25 protein-coding genes are annotated in these 26,768 nt (G+C 67.4%); 9 read left to right on the top strand and 16 right to left on the bottom strand.

The window, feature by feature from the left end:
* Positions 1-96: 96 nt before the first annotated feature.
* A complete protein-coding gene (locus JOF47_RS05825) occupies positions 97-1,005 on the top strand; it encodes a class I SAM-dependent methyltransferase (RefSeq protein ID WP_209996554.1) in 909 nt (302 codons plus the stop codon).
* A gap of 31 nt (positions 1,006-1,036) precedes the next feature.
* Here the strand turns inward: JOF47_RS05825 and JOF47_RS05820 are convergent, their stop codons facing one another.
* Together JOF47_RS05820 and JOF47_RS05815 are read right to left on the bottom strand one after the other, a co-directional pair.
* Positions 1,037-1,591, bottom strand: a complete 555-nt coding sequence (locus JOF47_RS05820; protein ID WP_209996552.1) for an isochorismatase family protein — start codon at positions 1,589-1,591, stop codon at positions 1,037-1,039.
* Positions 1,592-1,813: 222 nt separating this feature from the next.
* Positions 1,814-2,962 carry a thermonuclease family protein gene (locus tag JOF47_RS05815; protein ID WP_209996550.1) on the bottom strand — a complete coding sequence of 383 codons (1,149 nt, stop codon included), beginning with the start codon at positions 2,960-2,962 and terminating at the stop codon, positions 1,814-1,816.
* Between the two features lie 299 nt (positions 2,963-3,261).
* On the opposite strand from JOF47_RS05815, the gene JOF47_RS05810 reads away from it, so the two are divergent.
* Complete coding sequence (locus tag JOF47_RS05810; protein ID WP_245356274.1) at positions 3,262-4,530, top strand: glycosyltransferase; 1,269 nt, start codon at positions 3,262-3,264, stop codon at positions 4,528-4,530.
* Positions 4,527-6,467: an ArnT family glycosyltransferase gene (locus JOF47_RS05805; RefSeq protein WP_209996547.1), complete on the top strand. Its 1,941-nt coding sequence runs from the start codon at positions 4,527-4,529 to the stop codon at positions 6,465-6,467. Before JOF47_RS05810 ends, JOF47_RS05805 begins: the two co-directional genes overlap by 4 nt.
* Before the next feature lie 26 nt (positions 6,468-6,493).
* On the opposite strand, the gene JOF47_RS05800 is transcribed toward JOF47_RS05805, so the two are convergent.
* Positions 6,494-6,859, bottom strand: coding sequence for a hypothetical protein (locus tag JOF47_RS05800; RefSeq protein WP_209996545.1), 366 nt, complete (start codon positions 6,857-6,859; stop codon positions 6,494-6,496).
* 409 nt (positions 6,860-7,268) lie between these two features.
* On the opposite strand from JOF47_RS05800, the gene JOF47_RS05795 reads away from it, so the two are divergent.
* Positions 7,269-8,120 (top strand): hypothetical protein, encoded by an 852-nt coding sequence (locus JOF47_RS05795; protein WP_209996543.1) that lies wholly within the window; start codon positions 7,269-7,271, stop codon positions 8,118-8,120.
* A 91-nt stretch (positions 8,121-8,211) separates the two neighbouring features.
* Here the strand turns inward: JOF47_RS05795 and JOF47_RS05790 are convergent, their stop codons facing one another.
* From JOF47_RS05790 to JOF47_RS05780, 3 genes are all read right to left on the bottom strand, one after another.
* The gene (locus JOF47_RS05790) at positions 8,212-9,282 is read right to left on the bottom strand and encodes a 2,3-butanediol dehydrogenase (protein ID WP_210001428.1); all 1,071 of its coding nucleotides are present in this window, start codon (positions 9,280-9,282) and stop codon (positions 8,212-8,214) included.
* Positions 9,283-9,386: 104 nt separating this feature from the next.
* Entirely contained in the window at positions 9,387-10,220 is an 834-nt protein-coding gene (locus JOF47_RS05785) for an SDR family oxidoreductase (protein WP_209996542.1), read from the bottom strand.
* Positions 10,217-11,893 (bottom strand): FAD-binding oxidoreductase, encoded by a 1,677-nt coding sequence (locus tag JOF47_RS05780; RefSeq protein ID WP_209996540.1) that lies wholly within the window; start codon positions 11,891-11,893, stop codon positions 10,217-10,219. Before JOF47_RS05780 ends, JOF47_RS05785 begins: the two co-directional genes overlap by 4 nt.
* Before the next feature lie 17 nt (positions 11,894-11,910).
* On the opposite strand from JOF47_RS05780, the gene JOF47_RS05775 reads away from it, so the two are divergent.
* From JOF47_RS05775 to JOF47_RS05760, 4 genes are all read left to right on the top strand, one after another.
* Positions 11,911-12,501 carry a TetR/AcrR family transcriptional regulator gene (locus JOF47_RS05775; RefSeq protein ID WP_209996539.1) on the top strand — a complete coding sequence of 197 codons (591 nt, stop codon included), beginning with the start codon at positions 11,911-11,913 and terminating at the stop codon, positions 12,499-12,501.
* A complete protein-coding gene (locus JOF47_RS05770; RefSeq protein ID WP_209996538.1) occupies positions 12,498-14,105 on the top strand; it encodes a glycerol-3-phosphate dehydrogenase/oxidase in 1,608 nt (535 codons plus the stop codon). Before JOF47_RS05775 ends, JOF47_RS05770 begins: the two co-directional genes overlap by 4 nt.
* On the top strand, positions 14,102-15,004 hold the full coding sequence (locus tag JOF47_RS05765) for a diacylglycerol/lipid kinase family protein (protein WP_209996537.1): 903 nt from the start codon (positions 14,102-14,104) through the stop codon (positions 15,002-15,004). Before JOF47_RS05770 ends, JOF47_RS05765 begins: the two co-directional genes overlap by 4 nt.
* 407 nt (positions 15,005-15,411) lie before the next feature.
* The gene (locus tag JOF47_RS05760; RefSeq protein WP_209996536.1) at positions 15,412-16,938 is read left to right on the top strand and encodes a DUF4389 domain-containing protein; all 1,527 of its coding nucleotides are present in this window, start codon (positions 15,412-15,414) and stop codon (positions 16,936-16,938) included.
* A gap of 350 nt (positions 16,939-17,288) precedes the next feature.
* Here JOF47_RS05760 and JOF47_RS05755 read toward each other — a convergent pair whose 3' ends face one another.
* The 9 genes from JOF47_RS05755 to JOF47_RS05715 form a co-directional block, all read right to left on the bottom strand.
* On the bottom strand, positions 17,289-18,155 hold the full coding sequence (locus tag JOF47_RS05755; protein ID WP_209996535.1) for a VOC family protein: 867 nt from the start codon (positions 18,153-18,155) through the stop codon (positions 17,289-17,291).
* Positions 18,156-18,479: 324 nt separating this feature from the next.
* Complete coding sequence (locus JOF47_RS05750) at positions 18,480-19,307, bottom strand: siderophore-interacting protein (protein ID WP_245356272.1); 828 nt, start codon at positions 19,305-19,307, stop codon at positions 18,480-18,482.
* A gap of 42 nt (positions 19,308-19,349) precedes the next feature.
* Positions 19,350-21,455, bottom strand: a complete 2,106-nt coding sequence (locus JOF47_RS05745; RefSeq protein WP_209996534.1) for an iron ABC transporter permease — start codon at positions 21,453-21,455, stop codon at positions 19,350-19,352.
* A gap of 45 nt (positions 21,456-21,500) precedes the next feature.
* Positions 21,501-22,487 carry an iron-siderophore ABC transporter substrate-binding protein gene (locus JOF47_RS05740; protein WP_209996533.1) on the bottom strand — a complete coding sequence of 329 codons (987 nt, stop codon included), beginning with the start codon at positions 22,485-22,487 and terminating at the stop codon, positions 21,501-21,503.
* Positions 22,488-22,498: 11 nt separating this feature from the next.
* The gene (locus JOF47_RS05735) at positions 22,499-23,377 is read right to left on the bottom strand and encodes an ABC transporter ATP-binding protein (protein WP_209996532.1); all 879 of its coding nucleotides are present in this window, start codon (positions 23,375-23,377) and stop codon (positions 22,499-22,501) included.
* Positions 23,378-23,683: 306 nt separating this feature from the next.
* Positions 23,684-24,022 carry an MBL fold metallo-hydrolase gene (locus tag JOF47_RS05730; protein WP_209996531.1) on the bottom strand — a complete coding sequence of 113 codons (339 nt, stop codon included), beginning with the start codon at positions 24,020-24,022 and terminating at the stop codon, positions 23,684-23,686.
* Positions 24,023-24,211 (bottom strand): hypothetical protein, encoded by a 189-nt coding sequence (locus tag JOF47_RS05725; protein ID WP_209996529.1) that lies wholly within the window; start codon positions 24,209-24,211, stop codon positions 24,023-24,025. It abuts the gene before it with no gap.
* 409 nt (positions 24,212-24,620) lie between these two features.
* A complete protein-coding gene (locus tag JOF47_RS05720) occupies positions 24,621-24,941 on the bottom strand; it encodes a GYD domain-containing protein (RefSeq protein WP_209996527.1) in 321 nt (106 codons plus the stop codon).
* A gap of 149 nt (positions 24,942-25,090) precedes the next feature.
* Positions 25,091-25,258: a hypothetical protein gene (locus JOF47_RS05715; protein ID WP_209996525.1), complete on the bottom strand. Its 168-nt coding sequence runs from the start codon at positions 25,256-25,258 to the stop codon at positions 25,091-25,093.
* 90 nt (positions 25,259-25,348) lie between these two features.
* Between JOF47_RS05715 and JOF47_RS05710 the strand changes: the two genes are divergently transcribed.
* Entirely contained in the window at positions 25,349-26,470 is a 1,122-nt protein-coding gene (locus JOF47_RS05710; protein WP_209996523.1) for a YihY/virulence factor BrkB family protein, read from the top strand.
* Here JOF47_RS05710 and JOF47_RS05705 read toward each other — a convergent pair.
* Positions 26,467-26,727, bottom strand: coding sequence for a hypothetical protein (locus JOF47_RS05705; protein WP_209996522.1), 261 nt, complete (start codon positions 26,725-26,727; stop codon positions 26,467-26,469). The genes JOF47_RS05710 and JOF47_RS05705 overlap by 4 nt on opposite strands.
* Between the last annotated feature and the right edge of the window lie 41 nt (positions 26,728-26,768).

Raw genomic sequence — 26,768 nt, 5'->3', positions numbered from 1 at the left:
CGCCGACCGCGGCCATCGCCGACTTAGCACTCGCGGTTTTTGCCGTTTTGGCAAAATTTTGGGACTGATTCTGTCGGTCATGCCTACGCTTGGTACATGACTCATTCCCAGCACCCGCACGGCCAGCACCCGCACGGCCAGCACCCGCACGAGCACGGCGCAACTTCTTCGCACGGGCATACCCACGGCCACGGCCACTCGCACGATCCATCCGACGACGAGAGGATGGCCGAGATGCTCGACATGGACGCCACCCTGCAGGCCGCCCACCTGGCGGAGATCACAGACTGGGTCGCGGGGCTCGGCGGCGCCCCGGAAACCATCGTTGACCTCGGCTCGGGCACGGGAACCGGCACCCTGGCGCTGGCCGAACGCTTCGAGAAGGCAACGGTGTTCGCCGTGGACAACTCGGAGCACATGCTTGGACGCCTGGCAGCCAAGGCCGAAGCACGCGGGCTGGACGGCCGGGTCGTCGGGGTCCACGCCGACCTGGATGCCCAGTGGCCGCCGGTCGGGACCGCGGGCCTGGTTTGGGCTGCCTCCTCGATCCACCACGTGGCGAACCCGGACAAGGTGTTCGCAGAGGTCTTTGCGGCACTGAACCCCGGCGGGTTGTTTGCGGTCATCGAGATGGATTCATTTCCGCGTTTCCTGCCGGACGACATTGGCTGGGGAGAACCAGGGCTTGAGGAGCGCTGCCACCGGCTCATCGACGCACAGGGCTGGAACTCCCATCCGGACTGGCAGGAGCAGCTTGAAGCCGCGGGCTTTGAGGTGGAACAGCGGGCCTTCGCCTATGAGCTGGCCCCGGAGCCCGCGGTCATGGCACCCTATGCGCAGCTGTGGCTAGGCAGGACCCGAACCGGGCTGGAAGACAAGCTGTCCCCCGGGGACCTTGCCTCGATCGATGCACTGCTGGACACGGAAAACCCGGCAGGCCTTGAGCACCGCACTGACCTGGTGCTGCGCGGCAGCCGGACCGTGTGGGCCGCCCGCCGCCGCTAGCAATAGCTCCGGTGACGGCGGGAGCCTGCCGCTACCGGCCGAAGGCCACGTCGCCGGTCTTGGCGACGGCGGCCGTGCGCTCCGGGGCACTTTGAAACTGCCAATACAGGTTCATGTGTGCGATGACCGCCTCCGGAGGCGGGGCACCCCATTGGCTGCGATCGCCCGCGGTGTGGGCATCGCCCACGAGCGTGACGTCGTAGCCGCGCGTGAATGCGCCGTGGATGGTTGACCTGATGCAGGCATCGCTCTCGGCGCCGGCGACCACCAGGTGACCGACCTCCGCCGCGGCCAGCACGGCCTCGAGGTCGGTTGCCTCGAACGAGTCGCCATAGTTCTTGTGGACCAGCGCCTCCGACTCTCGGGGGTCCAACTCAGGCACGATTTCCCAGCCGGGGGTTCCTCGTTTGAGTTCCGGATCGGAGTGCTGCACCCAGATAACGGGCGTTCCCGCCGAGCGGGCGGCATCGACCAGTGCCCTGATGTTGCCCAGGACGGCGTCTCGCTCATAGCCGTCCTTAACAACGTCGATCTGTGTGTCGATGACCAGCAGTGCCGTGTTCTGTCGATCGTCAAACGTAGCCATGTCAGGTTCCTTCTGGGCCGGGGTTCGAAAGTTGCCATCAAAACCCTATGCCCGGGGTCCGAACTTTTGGAACCCTTACCTGCGCTCATCCACGATGGAAACGGCCGGCGGTTCCGGTGCCCGGAAATCGCGGGTCCTAGCAGGAACACGGATGGGGGCGGAGCCGTCCACACGGCTCGGCCCCCACAGGCGCTCAGTCATCCAGACACTGCCGAAAGTTGACTATCCGCAGGGCTTCCAGCTCTTGCCACCGGGCGCGTAGCAGCGCGGCCCGGTGTAACCTGCGTACGAGCCGCCGCTTCTCTTCGGCTTACGCGTTTGGACCGGAGCACGGTACGTTTTCTTGGGCGCGACGTATCGTTTCTTGAGCGCGGCCTTGCGCTGGGCCGCCTTCTTGGCGGCAGCAGCGGCCCTGCGATCGGCTTTCGCTTCGCGTTCCGCTGTGGCCTTTCGTGTGGCTTCAGCTTTGGCCTCTGCCTTGGCCTTCTTGGCAGCTTTCGCTTTCTTTTCGGATTCCTGCATTGCCATCCGGGTCGTGGCAAGCTTGGATTCCATGGCGGTCGCCCGGTTGAGTGCCGCATCCAGCCGCGGCAGGTGCTTGGCCTTGCGCGCAGCCCACACCGCGCCGGCGACCCCGTCTTCACCCGTGTCCAAGGCCGCCAGTGCCGCCTTCTTGGCCTTGCCCGCAAGCACCGCAGCGGCGACGACGGCCAGGGCGGTCCACGCAGCCGCCGACGATTCCGGATCGACTTCCTCGAGCCCTTCCAAATCGGAGGTCGCCTGGTTGACCATGGCCGGAACCGTGCAGTCGATGGACGGGCTGAAGAGTCCCTGTTCCGCGTTTTGGGCGTCTTGCTCGGCGGCCTTCACCTCGGCGTAAAAGCGTTCGTTTGGCTGGTAAAGGACCGCGACTCCGAGTCCGGCCGCAACAATGTCGGCGTTGACCAGGCTGTCATCCTTGTACACGCCGGCCAGCGTGCGCCCGTACGGGTCAAGGCGCTGCACGTCGTATTCAAGGTCGATCATGTCCCCCGGCGCGAGCAGCGACTTCATGTACTCGGTGGACTCGGGCCCGAGGCACTGAACGGGCTCGTTTGGATCCTTGGTTTCCGGGGTGTCGATATTCAACAGCCGGATGGTGGTTTCGGTGCCAGACACCTCGGCGACGATGGTGTCGCCGTCCACGATCCGCACGATGGTTGCCCGCGAATCGTTCTTGCCAGCTGCTGCCGCCGGCGCCGATGTGCAGCCCGTGGCCACGATGCCGACGCTCAGCAGTGTGGCAATCGCCGCGGCAAGTTTCCGCTTGGCCGGCCTTGCGGTGTTGGATCCCCCGAACAATTGGACTCCCTTGTCAAAGTGCGAAAGCAAAGACCCAAGTCTTTCCGCCCCGCCCCTGGCGATTTCGGTCTTCCCAAGCCGCCGTCGATCCGGCACTAAACCCGTTGTCCCGGGCATCACCTGCATGGACGCGCTGAAAGTGTTTCCAGGGCCCGCAAGGCATGGCAAATCCGGGCGTCGGGTTCCTATACTGGGGCGGACACCTAGCAATCCAACTGCAACGAACTACCCCCGGAATCACGGACTTCGCGCCCTGCGAGTCCCGAACTCAGCACATGCTGGAGGGGCACTGTAATGCTATGACGCGTTCCCGTATCAGGTTTCAACCCTTGGCCGAGGAATCCCCCGCGCCGTACGTGCGCCCGCGATCGGCGATTGCGCTCGGGCCCCCGGCGGAACCCGTGGACATCGTCATACCGGTGTACAACGAGGAGAAGGATCTCGAAAACTGCATCCGGCGCCTGCACGGATACATCAAGGACGAACTTCCCTATGCCGTGCGCATCAGCATCGCCGACAATGCCAGCACGGATTCCACGCCGCTGATCGCCGAACGGCTGGCCCGGGAGTTTCCCGAGGTACATTCTTTCCGGCTTCCGGAAAAGGGCCGTGGCCGTGCGCTTCGCACCGTATGGCAGCAATCGCCCTCCCCGGTTTTGGCCTACATGGACGTGGATTTGTCCACGGATCTGGCGGCACTGGGTCCGTTGCTAGCCCCGCTGCTCAGCGGACACTCGGACGTATCCATCGGGACCCGGCTGGCCCACGGTTCACACATCCAACGCGGCGCCAAGCGTGATGTCATTTCCCGCTGCTACAACCTGATCCTGCACACGGCACTTGGCACGCACTTCACCGATGCCCAATGCGGCTTCAAGGCCGTGCGCCACGACGTTGCCGACCAGCTACTGCCCTTGATCAAGGACAACGAGTGGTTCTTCGACACCGAACTGCTGGTGCTGGCCGAACAGGCCGGGCTTCGAGTGGCGGAAATCCCGGTGGACTGGATCGATGACCCGAATTCCAGCGTGGACGTGATGCACACCGCGAAAAGCGACCTCCGCGGCGTGGGACGGCTGATAGTCTCGCTGGGCACCGGGCGCATCCCGATTGCCGCGGTCAGGCACGAGCTCTCGCGGATCCCGCCGCAGGCCGGCACCCGCTCGCTTTTCAGCCAGCTTGTCCGCTTCGGCGCCATCGGGATTGCCTCGACACTGGCCTACATACTGATTTTTTGGATGGTGCGCCAATACACCGGCGCCCAGGTGGCCAACTTTGTGGCGTTGCTGACAACGGCCATCGGCAACACCGCCGCCAACCGTTTCTTCACCTTCGGCATCCGGGGCAGCACCGGCGTTGTCACCCACCACCTGCAGGGACTTGTGGTGTTCGGGCTGGGCTGGTCGCTGACGGCGGGTTCCCTCTTCGCCCTTCATGCGTTGGCCGAGCCGCCGCCCACAGTCGAGTTGGCCGCACTGGTGGCAGCCAACCTGTTGGCCACCGTGCTGCGCTTTGTGTTGTTCCGGAACTGGGTCTTCCCACGCCCCGGCCGGCCCATCAAGGACCGGCTGCTCACCACGGACAGGGCCGAAACATGATGAGCACCCGGGCACCGGCAAGCGAAGACGGCCCGCACCCGCACAACTCCCGCCAAAGCGCCACGAAAAGCCATCCGGGCGGGTTGCATGCCGCACCGGGCCGGACCCGGCCGCTTGACCGGTTGCTCCTGGCAACCCTGCTGGTTGGCACCGGGATGCTCTACCTCTGGAACCTCGGCGCCAACGGATGGGCCAATGCCTACTACTCGGCCGCGGCACAGGCAGGGGCTCAGGATTGGACGGCTTTCCTCTTTGGTTCCTTCGACTGGGCCAATTCGATCACGGTCGACAAGCCGCCCGCCTCGCTGTGGATTCCCGCGCTGAGCGTGCGTTTCTTCGGCCTGAACACATACTCGGTCCTGGTCCCCCAGGTCCTCATGGGCATTGCCTCGGTTTTCCTGCTCTACGCGACCGTCACCCGTGTGGCGGGGCGCCGGGCCGGCCTGCTGGCCGGATTGGTGCTGGCCCTGACTCCCGTGGCGTTGCTGATGTTCCGCTACAACAACCCCGAGGCCCTGCTGGTTTTGTTGATGACGGCAGCCGCCTACTGCCTGCTGCGTGCCTTGCAGGCGATCGGCGGCAGGGCGCTGTCCTGGCTGCTCCTGGCCGGGGCATTGCTCGGGCTGGGTTTCCTGACCAAGCAAATGCAGGTTTTCCTGGTTGTTCCGGGGTTTGCCGCCGCCTACCTCCTGACGGCCCGGGTCCGGTGGGGGCAACGGGTCTTGCATCTGTTGGCCGCGGGGGCCGCCATGGCCGTGGCGGCCGGACGGTGGCTGGTCCTGGTTGAACTCTGGCCGGCAGCGACCCGCCCCTACATCGGCGGATCGCAGACTAATTCGATCCTGGAACTTACCTTCGGCTACAACGGACTGGGACGCCTCAATGGCGATCTGGTCGGCAGCGTCGGAAACCCCAATCGACGGACCCCCGGTGCATGGCGCCTGTTCACCGGGAACTTTTCCACGCAAATCTCCTGGCTGATCCCCGCCGCGTTGATCCTGCTGGCCGGAACCATCTGGATATTGTGGGGCACCCGGGCCTGGCGGAACCGCCCGGGCAGGGAGTTCCTGGGCCTCGTGATTGCCTACGGCACCTGGCTGGTGGGCACCGGACTGGTCTTTTCCTTCATGCAGGGAACCATCCACCATTACTACTCCGCGGCCCTGGCACCTCCCGTTGCGGCGCTGGTCGGCATGGGCGCATGGCTCATGTGGAAAAACCGAAACCGTCCCGTGGCCATGCTTGCATTGGCCGCATCAATAGTGGCGGCGGGGTATTGGGCCGGCGCGGTGGTGGAACACGATCCGACCTTCATCCGGTCGTGGGCCGATGAACTGCTGTTGCTCTCGGTGGCCGGCGCCCTGCTGCTGCTCGCCTGTGCCTGGTGGCCGCGGAAGCGGTCCGCCGTTCGCTTCCTGCTGCCCGTCGCCGTTGCCCTTTCGCTGGTGGCGGCCCTCGCGGCACCGGCCGCCTATTCCGTGGCCACGACACTGGGGGCGCGCACGGGGGCACTGGTCCTCGCCGGCCCGGTGGAGCAAGGAACCCCGCCCGCGCAGCCGGGCGGCGGCCTGCTGCGCGTCACGGTCCCGGGTCCCGGGGCATTAGAGATGCTGCGCGCCGATGCAGGCGACTACCGTTGGGCGGCGGCAACCACGGGTGCCAACAATGCCGCGGGCTACCAGCTTGGTGCGGGCGTGCCCGTCATGCCCGTGGGCGGATTCAACGGCACCGACCCTTATCCGACGCTTGCCCAATTCAAGGAGTACGTGGCTGCGGGCCAAATCCACTACTGGATCACCGGACGCATCAGCCACGAGGCCAACGGCGGATCCAAGGAACCCCTGCTGATCCGCGACTGGGTCGAGGCGAACTTCACGGGAAACAAGGTCGATGGCAGCGTGTTCTACGACCTGACAGTGCCGCCATCCGGCGGCTGACCGGGCACCTCACCGGCGACGTCCCTTCAGTCCCCGTCCGGATCGACGGAGCAATCGGGTTGGGTGTTGAACGTCGGTCCGACCTCAATGCGGTAGGCAATCCCCCTCTCGTTGCGGTACTCAACGCGCACCGCGCGCAGGGAGGACAACCGGCTCGGGTCAACGGGCTCCAGGGCCATGATCAGTGATTCGTTGGAGGCGTCGCCCAACGTGGCCGGCAGCGCCACGCGCTTGAGCCAGGCCACCGACTCCGGCGACCCGTCGTCAGCCACCGGATAGGGCAGCGCCACGATGCCCGCACCCTGGTCCTGGACGCCGGCCCCGGCCCCGGCCCCGGCCCCGGCGAGTCGATAGTTCACCCCGTCAACCAGGCCGATCGACCGCACGTCCATCCAGCGGCCCGGTTTCACCTCGATGAAGGGCGTGGCGATGATGCCGGGCGGGAGACCGGTAACCGGCCCAGGCGCCGGTTACCAGCACCGCCAGCAGCGCACCGATCGCCACGGCCAGCGGCCAGCACCTGCGCCCGGCGGCGGCTTTTGGTTTCGGCTCCTGCATGTCGGCATCCCCCTCAAGGTGGCGGCGGGAGCGCTGTCCGCGCTCCATTGATTCAGGTCATCCTGGCCTTTGTAGGTGCCGATGCCGCCGTTCCTGGCTCCGGATCCCGGCTGCTCCTCCGCGACGGGATCGGGCATCCGGGGCCCTCGCCGGGAAACGGCTCCACACGGATTCTCCGTGGATGGCCATCCGCGGTTTCTGTTCCTCCACGAAGTGCCGGATCCTACCTAGTACGCTGGGCAGATGGCTGATCAAACAGACAACGACTCCTCAAAATTCCGATCCCGGCTGGGTGGCGCAGCGGCCCTGGGGCTGGCAAGCGGTCTGCTGACCCTCATCGATCCGGCCAAGCTGCGGCCGGCCACCCGGGCGGGCCTGTGCTTTGGCACCGGCGCGGTAACCGGTGCCGCCGCATGGTTTGGGTCCGTGCGGGAAGAACCGCTGGAAACGACGAAGGTTTTCCGCGGCGCGCTCGCCCTGGGGCTGGCCATGCTGGGCGTCGGCAGCACCAAGCTCGGCTTCGTGCTTGATGCCAAGATCCACCAGGCACTTCTGCGGCGCGGAATCTCGAACCCGCGGCCCATCATGGCCGTGGGTTCGGGAATCCTCACCACCGTGACTTTCCTGCTGGACGGACCACGCGAAGGCACCGGCCCCTCACCCCGGCCGGGCTCCGCCGAAGAGGAGCTGCCCATCCGCGACCTGCCGCAACCGGTGCGCGAACTCATCGAAGGGATCCTTGGGGAAACCGATGAATTCGGTTCCGGGATCCTGCGTGAACAATTGGGCGAAGCCAGGGAGCAGTACTGGGGCAACCCCTGGGAGTTCGCCTACCAACTCGATCTCGCGGTTCCGGCCGACACCGCCCGGACGGTGCCGCGCGACTACACCTTCCCCGTGCACGCGAACTTCACGACGCCTGAAGGACATCCCGTCCGGGTGAGCCTGCTGGTCAACGACGGACAGCTGGGCGCGTTGACGGTGGATATCGACCACGAGGCCATGGAGCCGGTCCAGGGCGATGCCGCCGATCCGCTCGGGTCGTTCGCCCGGTGGCCGCTGGCCTCGGAGGTTACCTACTCGCTGGAGGGCTAGCGCAAACCAGGCGGCGGCTCGGCACCCCTGCCTTCGAGGGGGCTTGCCGGGCCGTCGCGTCTTGTCGCCGGAGCGGCCGGCATGCGGTGCCCTAGAGGCCCCTGCCGCTGGGCGAGACGATGATCTTCACGGCCGTTTCGTTGTGGTTGATCAGCGTGTCGAAGCCCTTGTCGATCAGGTCCTCAAGCGCGATGCGCCCGGTGATGAACGGCTTCAGGTCGATCTTTCCGCTTCCCACCAGCTCGATGACTTCGGCGTGGTCCCGCACGTAGGCAATGGTGCCGCGCAGGTCGATCTCCTTGAGCACGATTTTCTGCATGTCCACGGTGGCGGGCCTGCCCCAGATGGAGACGTTCACCAGCACCCCGGTCGGCTTGAGCGCATCGAGCAGGGTGTCCAGCACCACGTTGACCCCTGCGCATTCAAAGGCGACGTCGGCACCGAGGCCCCCGGTGATCTCCAGGACCCGGGCCTTGACGTCCTCCTTGCTGGGATCGAGCACATGGTCGGCAACGCCGCTCTCCCACGCCTTGTCCTTGCGGGCCAGCGACAGCTCGCTCACGATGGTTGTCACGCCCATGCCCTTGAGCACGGCGGCGGTGAGCAACCCGATCGGCCCGGCCCCGCCCACGAGCGCGACCTGTCCCGCAACAACTCCGCTGCGCACCACCGCATGGTGGCCGACGGACAACGGCTCGATCAGCGCCGCCTCATCCAGCGGGATGTCGCCGATCGGGTGCACCCAGCGTTTGTCGACAACGACCTTTTCCCCCAGTCCGCCGCCGCCACCGGCCAGGCCGATGAAACCCATCTTTTCGCACAGGTGGTACTTCCCGGACTTGCATTGGGGACACGTGCCGCAGGTAAAGTACGGCTCCACCACGACGTTTTGGCCCACGGCAAGGTCCATGACGCCCTCGCCCAGCGCGGTGATGGTTCCCGAGAATTCATGCCCCAGGGTCACGGGCGCCTCCTCGTGGGAAAGCGGGTGCGGATGCCCCGGCGCCGGGATGAAGATGGGGCCCTCGAGGTACTCGTGCAGGTCCGTCCCGCAGATGCCGCACCAGGCGACGTCGATGGCGACCGCGCCGGCGCGCAACTCGGGTTCGGGAATCTCTTCGATGCGGATGTCTTTTTGAGCGTGGAAACGTGCTGCCTTCACGGCCTGGCCTTTCGTAGTCATCGGGCACGGGGGTTTTCCGGACCCGTTTGCATCCGACGCTATCCCCGGTGGCCGGAGGTTGGCTAGGGGGCCGCCCGGCTCCCCTACTGGCGGCCGGTGAAATGCTCCATCGACTTGTAGACGCCGAAAACGCGCCCGGCAACCGCGTCCCAGGCCGCCAGCGGCAGCACCCCGCGCAGCGCGGTGCTCAGCTTCACCGTCCACGGCATCATGAGCATGGGAGTTCCCTCCTTCATCGCCCGCCACACGCGCTGGGTCACCGCCTCGGGTTCCAGCATGGGGGTCAGCAGCGGACCGCGGGCGCCCTTGAACATGCCGGTGTTGATGTAGGACGGGCAGAAGGTCGTCACGGCGACATGCTTGTGGCCGGCCTGGATGAGTTCGAGCCGCAGCGAATCGCTCCAGCCGACGACCGCCCACTTGGAGGAGGAGTAGATGCTCATCCGGGGATTGGCCAGCAGTCCGGCGGCGGAGGCGACGTTCACGATCCGGCTGGTGCGCCCGCGTTCGATCATGGCGGGCAGGAACTCGCGGGTGATGTGCATCAGGGCCAGCGTGTTGATGTTCATGGTGGCGGCGATGTCGGTGCGCTGGTCGTGTTCCCAGAAGTACTTGCCGCGCACGATTCCCGCGTTGTTGATCAGGATGTCCGGGGACCCGGCCTCCGCCCGGGTCTTCTCGGCGGCGCGCTCGATCACTTCCAGCCTGCTGACGTCCACCACCTGGGTGTGGATTTGGGACCCCCTGCCCTCCAGCTCGCGGGCGGTCGCCTCCAGCAGCTCGGCGTTCACGTCCCAGAGGATGACGCGGCTCGCGTTGTCCTCCACGGCGAGGCGGGCGTACATCTTGCCCATCCCCATGGCGGCACCGGTGATCAGGATGGTGGATCCGGCCAGGGATCCGATGGTCTTGCTCATGCTTGTTCCTCCGTTGCTGCAGGGATGAGTTTTCCGGGGTTCATGATGCCGCTCGGATCCAGGGTGTCCTTGATGCCGCGAAGCACCTTGATGCCGAGTTCGCCGATCTCGGCACCCAGGTACGGCGAGTGCTCGGAACCCACTGCGTGGTGGTGGGTGATGGTGGCCCCTGCCGCGACGATGGCCCGGGACGCGGCGCCCTTGACCCTCGCGTTTTGTGCCAGGCCGTCTTGCTCGAGCCCGCCCAGGAACGTGTAGTAGAGCGAGGCGCCGTCGGGGTAAACGTGGGAGATGTGCGTTTGGACGTACCCGCTGCCGCCGCCTTCCTCAAGGGCCTCGAGGATGGAGGAACGAACCGCCGCATGGGTCTTGCCCAGGTCGCTCCAGGTTGCGGCCGTTTCGAGGGTCTCGACGTAGACGCCGCGGGTGAGCAGTTCGTCGCGCAGGTAGGGCGCGCTGAACCGGCCGTGTTCCCAGGCGGTGGCGGGCATCGGGCCCAGCGGCCGACCACCGGCGCGGCGCATGATGCGGGCGCTGCGCCGCTTGCGCGCCTTGGTCTCGTGGGCGTCGCCCTCCCAGACAAAGAGGGCAAGCGCTGGGGTTCGCTGCCCGCGCAGGCGAAGGTAGCGCGAGAGCAGGCCGGTTTTCCAGCCGCCGAGCTTGAAGGTCGCGGCGGTCTCGTCGGTGTCGCTGAGCCTGCATACGTGGGGCATGTCGCCGCGGACGCCGTCCTGCTCCAGCCGGCGCATGGCACGGGCCCCGGCCTCGAAGGACGGGAACGACCAGGCGCCGTAGGACTTGTGCGCGGGCACCGGGGAGATCTTCAGCGTGGCGGAGGTGATCACCCCGAGGATGCCCTCGCTCCCCACGACGACGTCGAGCAGCTTCGGGCCGGCGGCGCTGCCCGGGGCGGAGGAGCCGAGCTCAAAGGGCCCGACGGGGGTTTCCAGGCGGACCGACTTGACCAGGTTTTCCGGCCTGCCGTATCCGGTGGAGGCCTGGCCGGCGGATCGGGTCGCCACGTAGCCGCCGAGCGTTGCCTCTTGGTGGCTCTGCGGGAAATGGCCGAGCGTGAACCCGTGGGCCTGCAGCGCGGCCTCGATCCCCGGCCCCCGCATCCCGGCCTCGAGCGTGGCGGTGCGGGAGACCGGGTCGATGTGCAGCAGCTTGTCCATGCGGCGCATGTCAAGGGTGACCACCCCGGCGAAGCCTGCCCGGACCGGGTCGACGCCGCCGACCACCGAGGTTCCGCCGCCGAAGGTCACCACCGCGATCCCGCGCCTGACGCACAGCGCCAGGATCTCCCGGATCTCCCCGGCGTCGCCGGGGAAGACCACCGCGTCCGGGGCGGCCAGGGCGTCTCCGGCGCGCAGCCGCATCAGGTCCGGCGTGCTTTTCCCGCCCGAGTGCAGGATGCGTTCGGAGTCCTCGGTGGAGACGTGTACGGCTCCGCTGATGACCCGGAGTTCGGCCAGCGTCTCGTCGTCGATTTGGCTTGCGCCCACCCGGACGGCGGAGAAATCGACCGGAGGGTTGTTCGGCTCCACGCCGGAGAGGCCGAGCGTGTTGCGCAGATAGCCAAGCGCGCCGGCCCCCAGCGGCCGTGCCCGGGCCGGGTCTCCCCAGCCGTACCAAACCGAGCGGGGAATTTCCTCTGTAATGTGCGTCACCATGGGATACAGTGTGACACATGTCGTCACAACGTACCATCATGCAAAGCGACGAAAAGTTGCTCACCGCCACCCGGGACTCGGTGATCCTCCACGGCGTGCGGCGCACCACCGCCAATGACATCGCCGAACGGGCGGGGGTTTCCCGCATGACGTTCTACCGGCGCATGGGTTCGGTGGAGAACGCGGTCCTGCAGACCCTCACCCGCGAGTTCCGCTCCCACGCGGCAACCCTGCGCACCGGGACCCCCGAGGGGACCGGGCGCGAGCAGCTTGTCCACTTCGCCGTGGAAAGCGTGAAGGTGTTCGCCACCTCGCCGCTGCTGGCCTCCATCGGCGAGCGCGACCCCGAGTTCCTGATCCCCTACGTGACTGACAGGTTCGGTTCGAGCCAGCAACTGATCCTTGAACAGATCCGCTCGCTGATCGAGCTCGGAACCTCCGACGGGAGCGTCGAGGCGGGCCCCGGCACCGCAACCACGCTGCTGCTGGCACTGCAGGGCGTGGCGCTGTCCTCGAAGGTCCTGCTGAAACTCGGCACCTTCGAGGAATCCCTGGCCGAAGTGCGGAAAATGCTTGAGCGGTACCTGACCCCCGGGAGTGCATCATGACAGCGACGTATACCGACAAGACGTGGATCAACGACGCAACACGTTCGCGTGCGCTGGGGCACGTCGCGGCCAACACCGTGGACGTGGCCGTGGTGGGCGGCGGCATCACCGGGGCCGGCGTGGCACTGGACGCGGTGAGCCGGGGGTTGAGCGTGGCGCTGGTCGAAAGCAACGACTTCGGCTCCGGAACCAGCGGCTACAGTTCCAAGCTTGTCCACGGCGGGTTGCGCTACCTCACCAAGGCCGACTTCCCGGTCGCCTGGGAATCCGCGGTGGAGCGCCGCTGGCTGATGCAGACCATCGCCCCGCACTTGGTCCACCCGCTGGGTTTCATCATCCCCGACGCCAAGGACTCCCCCGCCCACGAGGCCGTGGTCGCCGGGGCCGGCGTGGTGGTCTACGACCTGCTGCGCCGGGCCTCGGGATTGCGCAGCACCACGCTCCCGCGCCCGCAGCTGCTCTCCAGCCAGGCAGTCTCCGCCATGGTCCCGGCGCTGGAGGCCAAGAGCCTGCGGCGCGGGCTGCTCTACTGGGACGGCCAGGTCTTTGACGACGCCCGACTGGTGCTCGGTGTGCTGCGCACGGCCGCCGGGCTAGGTGCGCACGTGATGCGAGACGTGAGGGCAACGGCCATGGATTCCACCTCCGTGACCGCGACCGACACGCGGACCGGCGATCCGGTCCGGATCACCGCGCGGGCCGTGGTGAACGCCACCGGCGTCTGGGCGGCCGGCTTCAACGAGAACCTCGAGCTGACCCCCAGCCGCGGGACCCACCTGGTGGTGCGTTCCGCGCGGCTGGGCAACCCCCATGCCGCGCACACCGTCCAGATCCCGGGGCATTTCGGCAGGTACGTGATTGTGCTGCCGCAGCCCACGGGGCTCGTCTACATCGGGTTGACGGACGAGGAAGACCGCCATTCCGACGGCCACCGACCCGCCGTGCCGGAACACGACATCGACTTCCTGCTGGGGGTCGTCAACACCGCGCTGGCCGTTCCGTTGACCCGCGCCGACGTCGTGGGCTCCTTTGCCGGACTGCGCCCGCTGGTGCGCGGCAAACACGCAAACGGCAGGGAAGGCACGGCGGACATTTCCCGGCGGCACCTGGTGACCGACATCCCGGGGCAGCCGGTCACGGTGGTGGGCGGCAAACTCACCACCTACCGGCGGATGGCCCAGGACGCTGTCGACGCGGTGGTCGTCCGGCTCGGCTCCACCCAGAAGAGCCGCACCAGGAACCTGCCGCTGGTGGGCGCGGCCCGCCGAAAGGAACTCAAGGCACTCGACGCGCCGGCCCGGCTCATCCGAAAGTACGGGACGGAGGCGGAAACCGTGCACCGGTTCGCCCGGGAGGACCCGCTGTTGGCGGAACCGGTCTTCGAGGGAACGGAGATCACGGGAGCCGAGCTTCTCTTCGCGGTGCGGGCGGAGGGCGCCGCGAGCATCGACGACCTGCTGGACAGGCGCACCCGGCTTGCCCTGGTGCCCGAGGACGCGGACAGGGCCCGCGAACGGGCGGCACGCATCTTGGCGATCGGCCTCGACGCGCGCAGCGAAGGAACGCGCAGTGATGGAATGCGCAGTGAAGGAACCGTGAAATGAGCGGATTCGCCGGCGGCACGGTGCTGCTCCTGGTCAACCCGACGGCGGGACGCGGCCGCGGGCTGCGACTGCTGCCGCGGGTTGCCGAGGCGCTGGAGGGCGCCGGGTTCACCACGGTGGTTTCCGTCACCGACAGCCTCGAACAGGCCACCGAACGGGTCCGCTCCGCGGCCAAAGGGTCGCTGGTGGCGGTCCTTGGCGGGGACGGTTTCCTGGGGGCGGCGGCGGCCGGTGCCGCGGAATCCGGGGCGGTCCTGCTGCCGCTGGCGGGCGGCCGGGGCAATGACAGCATCAGGCGCCTCGGACTGGACCTCGACCCGGCCAGGGCCGTCCGGGGCATCAACGACCTTGCGGTGCGCGAGCTGGACCTGGGACTCGTCAACGGGCGCGCCTACCTCGGCGTGGCAAACGTCGGGTTCGACGGGCTGGCCAACGAGTACGGCAACGGTGCCCGGATGAACCTCGGCCCGTTCACCTACCTCTACGGAGGGCTCAAGGCCCTGGCCCGCTGGCGCAACGTGAGGTTCACGCTCACCGTGGACGGGTGCTCGTCCACCTTCCCGGGGTGGTTCATCGCCGTGGGCAACGTCGGCCAGTACGGCGGCGGGTTGCGGATCTGCCCTGAGGCGAAGGTGGATGACGGCCTGCTGGACGTGGTGTCGCTGGGACGCTCCACGGCGCTCGGCGTTGCGGCGACATTCCTGCGTTCCTACCGGGGCAGCCACCTTGGGCAGGCCAACATCGATTCGGCACGGGGGCACACCGTGGAAATCAGCGCCAACAAACCGCTAAACATCTACGCCGACGGCGAGATGGCCGGCCCGCTTCCGGCAACCATCCGGATCGGGTCCCGGGCGGTCAAGGTCTTGGTCCCGGCCGATTCCCCTGCTTTTGGCTGAACCGTCAACCGTCCGTTTCGGACATGTTCCCGCTGCGCCCCGGCATCCGGCAGGAACAAGGCAACCGCCACAGCAGGGGCCCGCCCGATACCCCTGAACGAGAACGGGACGACGCCGAAAGCGAAGGCGAAGGCGGCGATCGCCCGGCCCGGCCACAGGCCTTGAAAAGTCACCGGTACCGGCGGAGGATTACGGCATCGGGCATGGAAATTCCCTCCACATGGGCTTCCCGACCCACCCCCGCCATGTGGCAATACGGCAATGCACCCTGTGGCTAAGGACTCGCAAGGCCAGGCCGAATCCCTTCCCGGTATCGACCCGATCACGTCGACAGCCGATGACCCAAACCCCTGGTTGTGGGTCGATGGTTCCGAAAGAGCGGCAAACCACCAAAGGCGAGTGATGACATGACGGTCAATCCAACGACCGAAGGCACAACACCGGGCCCGGGCACTGTTCGCAGCGGAGTCGCGGGCGCCGTCGTAGCCCTGGTGATGGGCGTCCTGCTCGCGCTGGTTGGCCTCGGTGCGATCATCGGCGGCATTGCCTCGACCGCTGTCCTGTCCCGCCAAGGACCCGACGGCTATCTCAGCACCCCGATGCGTCAATTATCCGCCGCGTCCTACGCACTGACCTCTCCACCCGCCCTGACCGACACCGACACACTTCCCTTCAATTTGGGCAGCCTGCGACTGGCTGCCGAGTCCACGGCACCCGGCGGCCAGGTCTTCATCGGCATTGGCCCCAAAAGCGACGTCGACCGTTACCTCGGCGGCGTCCACACCACCGAGATCACCGGCGTGGAAACATCGCCGTTCCGCTTCCAGTCCCGGGACGTCCCCGGAGCGGCGGTCCCCTCCCCGCCGAGCGGGCAGGACTTCTGGGCCGCCTCCGCGTCCGGGCCTGGCATCCAGCAGGTCACCGTGGACCTGCCTAGCGGCGACTGGGTCGTGGTCATCATGAATGCCGACGCCGGTGCCGGGATCACGGCCAACGTGCAGGCCGCGGTCCGTTCCGAACTGTTCGGGGCGCTCAACACCGGCCTGTGGATCGGTGGAATCATAGCCCTGGTCATCGGCGCCGGGCTGATCGCACTCGGCGCCATCCTCCTTGGCAGGCGGACACGCGCACCCGGGACGGGGACGCCCGGCCAACCGTCCGCGGACTTGGCCGCACGGAAGGACTACCCCGCACGGCTTTCCGGGCACTTGGACCCGCAGCTGTCCCGTTGGCTGTGGCTGGTCAAGTGGCTTCTGGCCGTGCCCCATTTCATCATCTTGTTCTTCCTGTGGTTCGCCGTCATCATCACCACGATCATTTCCGGATTCGCCATCCTGTTCACCGGCCGCTACCCGCGCCCCCTCTTCGAGTTCGCCGTCGGCGTCCTGCGCTGGAGCTGGCGGGTGTCCTTCTACGCCTACTCGGCCCTGGCCACGGACAAGTACCCTCCGTTCACCCTCGCCTCCACCGGCTACCCCGCCGACTTCGACGTCGAATACCCCGAAAAGCTCTCCCACGGGCTTGTCCTGGTCAAATGGTGGCTGCTTGCAATCCCCCAGCTGCTCATCGTCTCCGTATTTACCGGCAGCGCCTGGTCATCATGGAACGGCAGCCACACCGGGTCATCGTGGGATGTCAACGGGAACTGGTCATCGGATTATTGGCACGGTGCAGGGTTCTCCCTGCTGGGCATCCTGGTGCTCATCGCCGCCTTCATGCTCCTGTTCACCGGCCGCTACCAGCGCCCGCTCTTCGACCTGGTCATGGGGATCAACCGGTGGATATACCGCGTCCTCGCATACACCCTTCTTCTGCGGGACGAATACCCGCCCTTCCGGCTCGACCAGGGACCCGACGACCCGGCCAAGGCGGCCGTTCCCACCGGACCGGCTTCTCCCCCGCCGAACGACGCCCCGCAGCCACCGTTGGAATAGCCGTGCCGATGCGGCCACCGCTCCGGGAACGCGCATGCTCTTCCTTGTTGCCCCGAGGCCTGCCTCGCATCGCCAATCCCGCACGGCAGGCGCTAAGACGGCACGTCACGTTCAGGGAGACCACGACGCCCGGTCGGATCGCCCGGCTCTAGGAAACACCCGCATTCTTGGGCGACCAGGGAATGGCTTTTATCCTCGTTGCCAGCGGGAACCCGGAATCGGCGATGCGGCCCCGAAGGCCGGGGCCGCATCGCCGTCAATCGTGACCTCCGAAAGTTCCGCCACGACAGCACCGGAGTTGCCCGCCCAAAGAGCAAGTGTCAACGCAGCGTAGTCTCAGCCGAGTTCTCCTAGCCGACGGCAACGCGCAGCTGGTTGCGCCACGGATCCTCGAAGCGCAGTTCGGCTCCTGTGTGGTGACTGGCGACGCCCGCGACCTTGAGGCGGTCGGCGAGCGCGCCCACTTCGTCCTGGTTCGGGACGGTGATGACAACCTCTCCCAGCCCCAGGGTGTCCTTGCGCGGGCCGGCGCCGCGGGAGTTCCACACGTTCATGGCCATGTGGTGGTGGTAGCCTCCGGCGGAGACGAACAGCGCCTGGCCGTGGAAGCTGGTGGTCTTGGCGAAGCCGAGGGTGTCAACGTAGAACTTTTCGGCCATCGGCACGTCGCCCACCTGCAGGTGGACGTGGCCGATTCCGGCGCGGGTCGTGCGCAGTTCGCTGACGGCCTGCTCGTTCAGGTGCTTGTTCAGGTAGTCGTTCGGGTCCAGGTAGATGGTGTCCATGGCAACCGTGTCTCCGTTCCACGTCCAGGTGTTGCGCGGGCGGTCCCAGTACAGCTCGATGCCGTTGCCCTCCGGGTCGTTGAAGTAAAACGCCTCGGAGACCAGGTGGTCGGAGCTTCCGGTGAACAGCGAGCCGTCGAACTGGGCCGAGGAGAGCACGGTGGCGGCCAAGTCGGCCTGGGTGTCGAAGAGCAGTGCGGTGTGGAAGAGGCCGGCTTCGCCTCGGGCTGGCAGGTCCAGGCCCTTGCCGTCGGACAGGTGGACGAGCTCCAGGCCCTGGCGGCCCAGTCCCACCCCTTGGGCGGATTCGGAGACGACCTCGAGGCCAAGTGCCTTCTGGTAGTAGCCGCTCATGTTCTTCATGTCGCCGACCTTGAGCATCACGGTGCCCATGGAGAGGTCTGCGGAGAGTTGGTCCTGGGTGGTGCTCATGGCTGCCGATCCATTCTGAGGAGGGTGGAATTGTTCTTGTTTCAAGTATCGCACAATTTACTTGAAGCTACAATCATTCCAATTTCCGGTGCATCACTCCGGATCCTTGCATGGCTGAAATCCGTGGATTCCCGGGGACGGGCACGGTGTCACCGCGGCCCCATGAACCAGACCCCGCCCGCCGCCTGCTACGTGCTGGTGCCGTGCGCGGCCTCGGCCGCGCAGCAATCCGGGCCGCGCACCCCGAGTGCGCGCGGCCGGCGGGCTGGCGGCGGTGCGGCGGCGGTGCGGCGGCGATCGGCGCCGTCCTCAGGGTGCCGATGCTCAGTGCCCGGTGCTTGCCTTCCAGTAGCCGCAAAAGGTGACGTTGCGCTTGGGCACGCCGGCGGCGACCCAGTGCCGGCGGGCGCCGGTGGCCATCGCCGACTCCCCCACGGCCCAGGCGTAGAACTCCTCGGTGCCGATCGGCTCGCCCTTGAGCTCCTCGAGCCCCAACCGGCCTGGAACCGCGGAGTCCCCGCGCACCAGCCAACGGACATCGACGCCGGAAGGTGCATTGATCTCACGTGCATCCCGCTCGTCCGGGATCTCCAACAACGCGGTCCCGGTGGCGGTGCGCGGCAGCGAGGCCAGCACCCCCGCGGCGGCGGGCAGCCCGGACTCATCGGCGAGGATCACCACGCGCTCCAAGCCGGCCGGGGCATTGAAGCCCAGGCCCTCGTCGATGAAGGCGACCTTGTCCCCCTGCGCCGCGTCCAACGCCCACCGGGCGGCCGGCCCCATGGCACCGTCCGGGGACGCGTGGATCACGAAGTCGATGTCCAGCTCCGGACCCACCGGCCCGCCCGGCCGGAATGCGGCGACCGTGTAGTTGCGCAGCATCGGGCGCACGCCCTTGGGCAGGGCGAGGTATTTGAGGTAGGCGAGGGTGTCGAGCTTGGCCGGCACCCGCTCCAGGCTTCCGGCCGGGGACGGCAGGAAAAGCCGGAACCACTGGTCGTAGCCCAGCGGCACGAAGCCCTCCAGGTTGCCGCCCGCGAGGGTGACCCGCTGGAAGCTGTGGCCGAACCGGGCGCTGCGCAGCACCTGCGCCCGCACGAGTCCCTCGGTCTGCGCTGCCACGCGCGTTGCCGTCATGTTGGTCTTGGCCATGTGATGTGTCCTGTCGTCGGTGGGCGGTGGTTGCAGGAGGTGCTAGTTTGCCTTGGTGCGCGAGCGCCAAAGCAGGTAAATGAAGTACGGGGCACCGACCAGCGCCGTCATGATGCCAGCGGGGATCTGCGCCGGGGCTATCAGCGTGCGCCCGATGGTGTCGGCGATCGACACGGTGCACGCGCCGATGAGCATCGCCACGGGAAGAACACGGGTGTGCCGTGCCCCGACCAGCGAGCGGGCCGCATGCGGGGCGACGAGGCCCACGAACGCGATGACCCCGACGGTGGATACGGCGCCGGCCGTCAGCAGCACCGCGGCGCCCAGCAGCCAGAGCCGCCCGGGAACCAGCGCGATGCCGAGCACGCGCGGGGAATCGTCGTCCAGGGCCAGCACGTCCACGTCACGGCGCATCCAAATCAGCACCGGCAACACCAGCAGCAAGGCCAGGGCCACTGGCAGTACCGCGCCGAAGGAGCGCCCGTAGGTGGAACCCGAGAGCCAGGTCAGCGCCTTGGTCTGCGAATAGGGGTCGGTGGTGACGAGCAGCACCGCGATCAGCGCCGAGAGCCCGGCAGAGACGCCGAGGCCGATCAACACCAGCCGGCCCTGCTGCAGCCCGCCGCGCATGGCAAGCCCGAAGACCAGCACCGCCACCAGCGTGGAGCCGATGAGCGCGGCACCCGTCACGGTCCAGGGACCCGCCATGGGCACCATGGTCAGCACCAGGATCGCGGCGAGCCCGCCGCCGCCGGAAACGCCCAGCAGGCCGGGTTCGGCCAGCGCGTTGCGCGAAACGGCCTGCACCAGCGCGCCGGCCAGGGCCAGCGCGGCGCCGGCGAGCAGCGCGGCCAGCACACGCGGCATGCGGGTGCCCAGCACCGCCGAGACGGTGTCCCCGGCGCGGCCGGAAAGCCAGTTGGACACGTCCCCGAGCAGCAGCTTGGCATCCCCCAGCAGGGCGCCGGCAACCAGCAGCCCGACAAGCAGGAGCAGCAAAGTGAAAAGCACCGCCGCGAAGACGCGCGTGCTGCGCATCTTCGCCAGCGTGTCCCCGCCGCCGGCCAACGACGAATCGTTCAGCCGCAGCGCCAGGATGACCAGGAAGATCGCGCCGAGCACCGTGGTCACGGTCCCGGTGGGGACCTCCACGCCGGCGGCGGCCCCGAGCACCACGCGCAGCAGCACGTCGGCGCCGATCACCACCACGGCCCCCATGATGCCGGCCATCGGCAGCAGCGCCCGGTGCCGTGCCAGCCCGGGGACGACCCCGGCCAGCAAGCGGACCAGGGCCGGGGCGGCGAGGCCCACGAATCCGATGGGCCCGGCCAGCGTCACGGCGGCGGCCGAAAGCAGCACGGCCAGCAACACCGCGGCCAGCCGGGCGAAGCGGGGGTCCGCCCCGGCCAGCCGGGAGGCGTCGTCCCCCAGTCCCAGCAGGTCAAGCCTGCGGGACAGGGCCCACAGGGCCGCCACGCCAAGGCCGATGACGGGGGCCAGCTGCACCAGTTCGGCGTTGCGGGTCTGCACGATGCTGCCGCTACCCCAAGCCAGCAGGCCCGTGGTCTCTTGGCTGAAGAGCAGGAAGAGCGCGCTGGTCACCGAAGCCAAGCCGAGGGCCAGCGCGGAGCCGGCGAGCACCAGCCGCACCGGGCCGGAGGATCCGTTGGCGCCGGCGCCGGAGAGCAGCAGCACCAGGGCGGCGGCGGCCAGCCCGCCGACGAACGACACCGACCCCGAGAGCAGCGGCGGCAGCGAAACCCCGGTCACGGCCACGGCGGTGATCGCCAGGTGCGCCCCGTCGTTCACCGCCAGGGTGTCCGGCGAGGCCAGGATGTTTCCGCTGGCCGACTGCAGGCCGGCCCCGGCGACGCCCAGCGCCACGCCGACCAGCAGGCCGGCCAGCAGGCGCGGCACGCGGGAGGCCACCACCACGGCGGCCTCCTGCTCGCCGCCGTTGCCGGAGAGCACGTCGAGCAGCTGCCCCACCCCCAGCGTTGCGGTGCCCTGGGTCAGGTGCACGGCCGCGAGCAGCGCCAGGAATCCGAGCAGCGCGGCCGCCAGCACGGGGGCCGAGACCCTCCGGCGACTCGGCGCGTGCGCGGGGTCGCCGGCGCTGGTGTTTTCCCGGGTAAGGATCTGGCTCACGAGTGCTGCTTCCTGCGGTTCTTCGGGGGCGGGGACGTAGGGGTGTTACTTGGTGAGGGAGGCGACGATGGCGTTGACGTACTGCGTCATCGAGGCCGGGCCGCCGAACATCCAGATGCCGTCCTCCAGCCGGTGGACGTTGCCGGCCTTGACGAAGGCCAGCGAGTTCCAGATGGCGTTGGACTTCAGTTCGTCGGTGAAGTCGCCGTCGGCGCTGTTGGTGATGTAGACGAAGTGCTCGGCGTCGACCTTGGTCATGCCCTCGACGTCGGTGGAGGCCAGCCCGTAGGCCTCATCGCCTTCAAGTTCCCACGGGGTGACGAGCCCGAGTTCGGTGTTGATGTCGGTGATCAGCGATCCCTTGGCGAACGGGCGGATGGAGACCGCGCCGTCGGCGACCCAGCCGTCGGCGAAGGCCACGCGCGTGCCCTTGAGGCCTGCGGTTTCCAGGGCGGTGCGGCCGGCGGCCAGCGCGGATTCGTAGCCGGAGGTGATCTCGGTGGCCTTGGCCTGCGTGCCGGTCAGCGCGGCGACGGTGTTCAGGTTCGCGATGGCCTGGCCGATCTGGTTGGAGGCGTCGGCGGATTTGAGCACCACCACGGGGGCCAGCTTCTCCAGCTGGGCCACCGCGGCCTCGGGCAGGTCGGTGGTGGCCACGATGACGTCGGCGTCGAGCGCGGCGACGGTGTCGATGCTCGGCTCCCCGCGGGTGCCGATGTCCTTGACGGAATCGTCGAGCTTGGCTGCCTGCACCCAGGCGTTGTAGCCCTTGACGTCGGCCGCGCCCACCGGCATGGTGCCCAGCGAGGCCATGTTTTCCAGCACGTTCCACTCGGTGCCGACCAGGCGGGTGGCCGGGGCGTCGAGGGTCACGGTCTTGCCGCGCGCATCGATCACGGAGACCGGGGCGCCGGAGGCGGAAGGCGCGGCGGAGGAGGACCCGGAGGCGGGTTCCTCGGTGGTGCCGCAGCCGGTCAGCGCGAGGGCACCGGCGGCGATCAGGGCAAGCAGGGGGCGGTGGAGTGATTTCATGGCTGTCCTTGTTAGATGGTTGAAGCGAGTGGTTGTGCAGCGTCGGAGTGTGCGGCGGCTGCGTGCGCGCCGCGGTTGTGGCGGCCCACCGCGCGGGCCTGCACCCGACCCGTGAACGGGTCGGTGTGCGTGCGGATTTCGATGCCGTAGACCGCGGAGAGCAACCCGGCGTCCAGCACCTCGGAGGCGGGCCCCAGGCCCTTGACGACGCCCTGGCTGAGCACCGCGATTTCGTCGGCGATGCCCGCGGCCTCGTCGAGGTCGTGCAGCACCAGCCCCACGGCCACGCCGTGTTCGCGGGCCAGGTCGTGGACCAGGTCGAAGATCTCCACCTTGTAGCGCAGATCCAGGTGGTTGGTGGGCTCGTCGAGCAGCAGCACCGAGGTGTCCTGGGCCAGCGCGCTGGCCAGCCAGACGCGTTGGAGCTGGCCGCCGGAGAGTTCGTGCACCCCGGATTCCGCCAGCACCCTTACGCCGGTCATGTCCATGGCGCGTTCGACCATGGCGGCACCCTCCGGGTCCGCGGCGCGGAAGCGCCCGCGGTAGGGGTGGCGGCCGAATTCGACGACCTCGCGCACGCTGAGCCCGAGCGGGACGGGCCGGCTTTGCGAGAGCAGGGTGACCCGGCGCGCGAACTCGCTGCGCTTGAGTGCCAGCGCGTCGATCGCCGATTCGTCGGTGCTGCCGAGTTCGATGCGGCCGGAGTCGACGGCATGCAGGCGCGCCATCGCGCGCAACAGTGTCGATTTGCCGCTGCCGTTGGGCCCGACCAGCGCGGTGATCCGTCCGGGGCGAAGCTCGAGGCTGGCTCCGTGGACCACTTGCTTGGCCCCGTACCCCAGGACGAGGCCGTGGGCGTTGAGCGTGTATCCGCTTTTTCGTTCATGCACGGAACATCATAAACTTAGCCTTGCCTTATTTGTAAAATTTACGATTCGAAACCGTGTCCTAATAAGGTTCAGCGCTTGCGCATCCGTCACTTCGACCGACGCAAGAAGTGGATTTGACATGGGCATATCCGACGGAAAGTCGGCGGCAGGCTGGTGCTGCACATGCGTCGCGGCGCGTCATCAAACCCCTCGACGCGGCAGGAAGCGCGGCTTTCCGCCCTCCCCACCGAAGTCGACGGGGCACGGAGGGACGAAACATCAGACGGCCATCAGGTCCCGACCGGCGACGATTTCCCCGGCGAAGCCCTACCTCGCATCGGCCAGCCAGATCCCTTCCGGCACGGCCGGGCTGCCCGCCACGAAGTGCGAAAGCACCAGCTTGCCGACCCCGGCCCGCTCGGTCACCGCACCCACGTCCGTGGGCGAGGTGTGCAAATTGATCAGGTGGTCGCGCAGCCGGGCGCCGTTGGAACGCTTGAGCAACGGATCGATGCCGGGAATGTACATGACCTCGTGCACCAGCACATCGGCGCCCCGCGCCAGGTCGACGAGCAAGTCGCAGGGCGTGGTGTCCCCGGAGATCACGTAGGAGCGGTCCTCGGTGTCGATGCGGTAGGCAAGTGCCTGGATCGGCGGGTGGTTCACTCACGCGGCGGTGATCTTCACCCTGTCGTCCTCGAAGACAACCCCCGGGTCCACCACGTCGGTGGCGGTGACCATCGAGGCGAAATCCGGGCGCCCCTCGTCGACCTTGCGGATCTCCACGTCGGTGCGCGAGTACTCGAGGAACGAGGCCCAGATCCCGGACCACGTGGGCGGGCCGAAGGTTTCCACCGGCCCGGTCGCATCCCAGCAAGGGCCGAGCAGCCAATGAACCAGAGGCCCCCTCGCGGAGCCCGTTGAGATCGAACTACAAAGTTTCCGCCGCCTAGCAGACACACCCCGCCGGGCCGCACCCTTCCAAACGCCCACATGGAATCGCGCAACGCGTACTGGAAATCCGCCGAATCCTCGCGGGAGCGCTCAGCCCCGGCGAGGATTCGGCGTCAATGACGTGCAGAAGCAACTCGACGGAGCTGGTTTCGGAAATGCCCCAGCGAAGCCCTTCACGCTGGTGGCCCCGTGGCGCCACAGTCCTCGGCGCATCTGGGGCAGGTCGAATCCCAACTGCGACGTCACCGACAGCACCCGCACCCCGTCTCCGGGAAGGGAAATGTCGCTGAGCCTCCGGACGGCTGTTGCTCTATTGCCCGGGGGCCCGGTATGACGGTGTCTTCTGGGCTGCGTCGTCGATATCTTGGGGACTCATAAGCGGCTTCAAACGCAGGTTCACGGCGCCCGTCGAATTGATCATGAGGGACAGTGCCACGGCGTCGGCCTGATCCGGGATGTCAAAGATCCCTAGGACGTCGGTCTCCCCGAATGCGTAGTAGAAGCTTTCGAGCGAGCCCCCCACGGACTTGAGGGCCTCGTCGACAGCATCGCGACGCTTGGTGCCGCCATCGCGCATGAGGCCCTTGATGCCTTCGCCCACGTAGTTCGCTTCGAACAGATACTTGGTCATGGTCTTTCCTGTCCCGTGATGTCCAGGACATGCGGATCCTACGGTGCGCACGACGCTTGTCGTGGGAAGGTCCCGGAGCTGTTCCCCGAAGTGGGGCTCAAGGCACATGCTAGGCCTTCGGCTTCGCGCTGACAACGGTGCCCGGCAAGTCAGCCAACCAAAACATTCGGTCCATGCATGGCTCCCCTCCCGGCGATGAGCTGCAGAATGACTTTTCCCAGCAGCGCCCCGTCAACCCAGAGCGCCGCCCACAGGGCCGTCTCGTCACTGGTCACGCCCACCATGCCCAACAGGACGATTGCCAGCGGCACCGCCACTGTGCGTCCTTGCGTCGAAAACCGGGCCATGCTTGACTGCGGGCGAGCTTGGGGACGGGAATCGTGAACCAACGATCATCGAGGTGCCGAATGTCTGCTCGAGACAAATCAATGAACGGGAGCGGCTTCGCGGCGGAGCCGCCCGCGGAGAACGGTGCGGCACCGGAATCCGGAAACAAGCGAAAACCGGAATCGCCGGCAAACCTGAATGCGGCGTCCTGGAAGTATGCGGCGGGACGTTCGGTGCGGGAATTTTCCCGCCTCAAATGCACCGACCTCGGCGCAACCCTTGCCTACTTCGGGATACTCTCGCTCTTCCCGGCAATGCTTGCCCTCGTCTCCCTGCTTGGCGTAGTCGGGCAGGCGGAGGCCACGACGCAAACGCTGCTGCAGGTGATAGAAGGCGTGGCAAGTAGCGAGGTGGCGCAAACCCTGCGGCAACCGATAGAACAGCTCTCAAGGACCCCGTCGGCGGGATTCGCCTTGATTGCTGGCCTGGCAGGTTCCCTGTGGAGTGCCTCCGGCTATGTGGGAGCCTTTGGCCGCTGCGTCAACAGGATCTACGGGGTCAGCGAGGGCCGCCCGTTCTACAAGCTCAAGCCGCTGATGCTTTTTCTCACCCTGTGCCTATTGCTGACGACCGCGGTCATGGCAGTGATGCTGGTCGTCTCCGGCCCGCTGGCCAGGGCCATCGGGGACGTGGCCGGACTGGGTGAAGAATCGCTGTGGGTGTGGAACATTGCCAAGTGGCCGGTGCTGGCCTTGTGCGCCATCGCGTTGGTAGCGGCCTTGTACTACGGAACCCCGAATGTCAGCCATGCGAAATTCCGCTGGCTGAGCCCCGGCTCGTTCGCCGCGCTGGCAATCCTCGCCGTGGCGACCCTCGGATTCTTTTTCTACGTCTCGAACTTCGGCCAGTACAACAAGACCTACGGCACCATCGGCGGGGGAATCGTCCTGTTGCTGTGGCTCTGGATTGCCAACCTGTCGCTGCTTTTCGGCGCAGTTCTTGACGCCGAAACCGAACGGGCCCGGGAACTGCAGGAAGGCATCGAGGCCGAACAGTCGCTGCAGCTGCCTCCGCGGGAAACGACGGCAAGTGACAAGGCACTGGCCAAGGAAAAGTCGGACATCGATCGCGGACACATCCTGCGGCTCGACGCCAAGGAACGGAACGACTCGCGTGCGAAAACCGGGGAAAGCCAGGACTAGGGCCTATGCCTCGACGAGAATCGCCTGGTTCTCACCAGGACGCCGTCGTGGGCGATTGCCGCGGCCATCTCCTCCGATTTCATGGCCTCCATGAGGGCGTCCAGGTCGGGGATGTCCATCACCACCGCGGCCTTCTTCGGATTCCCGGGGTCCACGAACGTCCGGATGTTGGTGATGCCAAGGGGTCCGAAAACCTCTTCGCCTTTCGGTGCGGCAAGCCAATGATCCTTGTCCTTGTCGTCGTGGTATCCGATCACGGTCGGCCTGTCGGGTCCTCCCTACGGGGCCGGCGGTCCAC

This window comes from Paeniglutamicibacter kerguelensis, assembly GCF_017876535.1.
Lineage (GTDB): Bacteria > Actinomycetota > Actinomycetes > Actinomycetales > Micrococcaceae > Paeniglutamicibacter > Paeniglutamicibacter kerguelensis.
The sequence above is the reverse complement of the archived record's forward strand: the minus strand, read 5'-3'. Positions and strand labels throughout refer to the sequence as shown.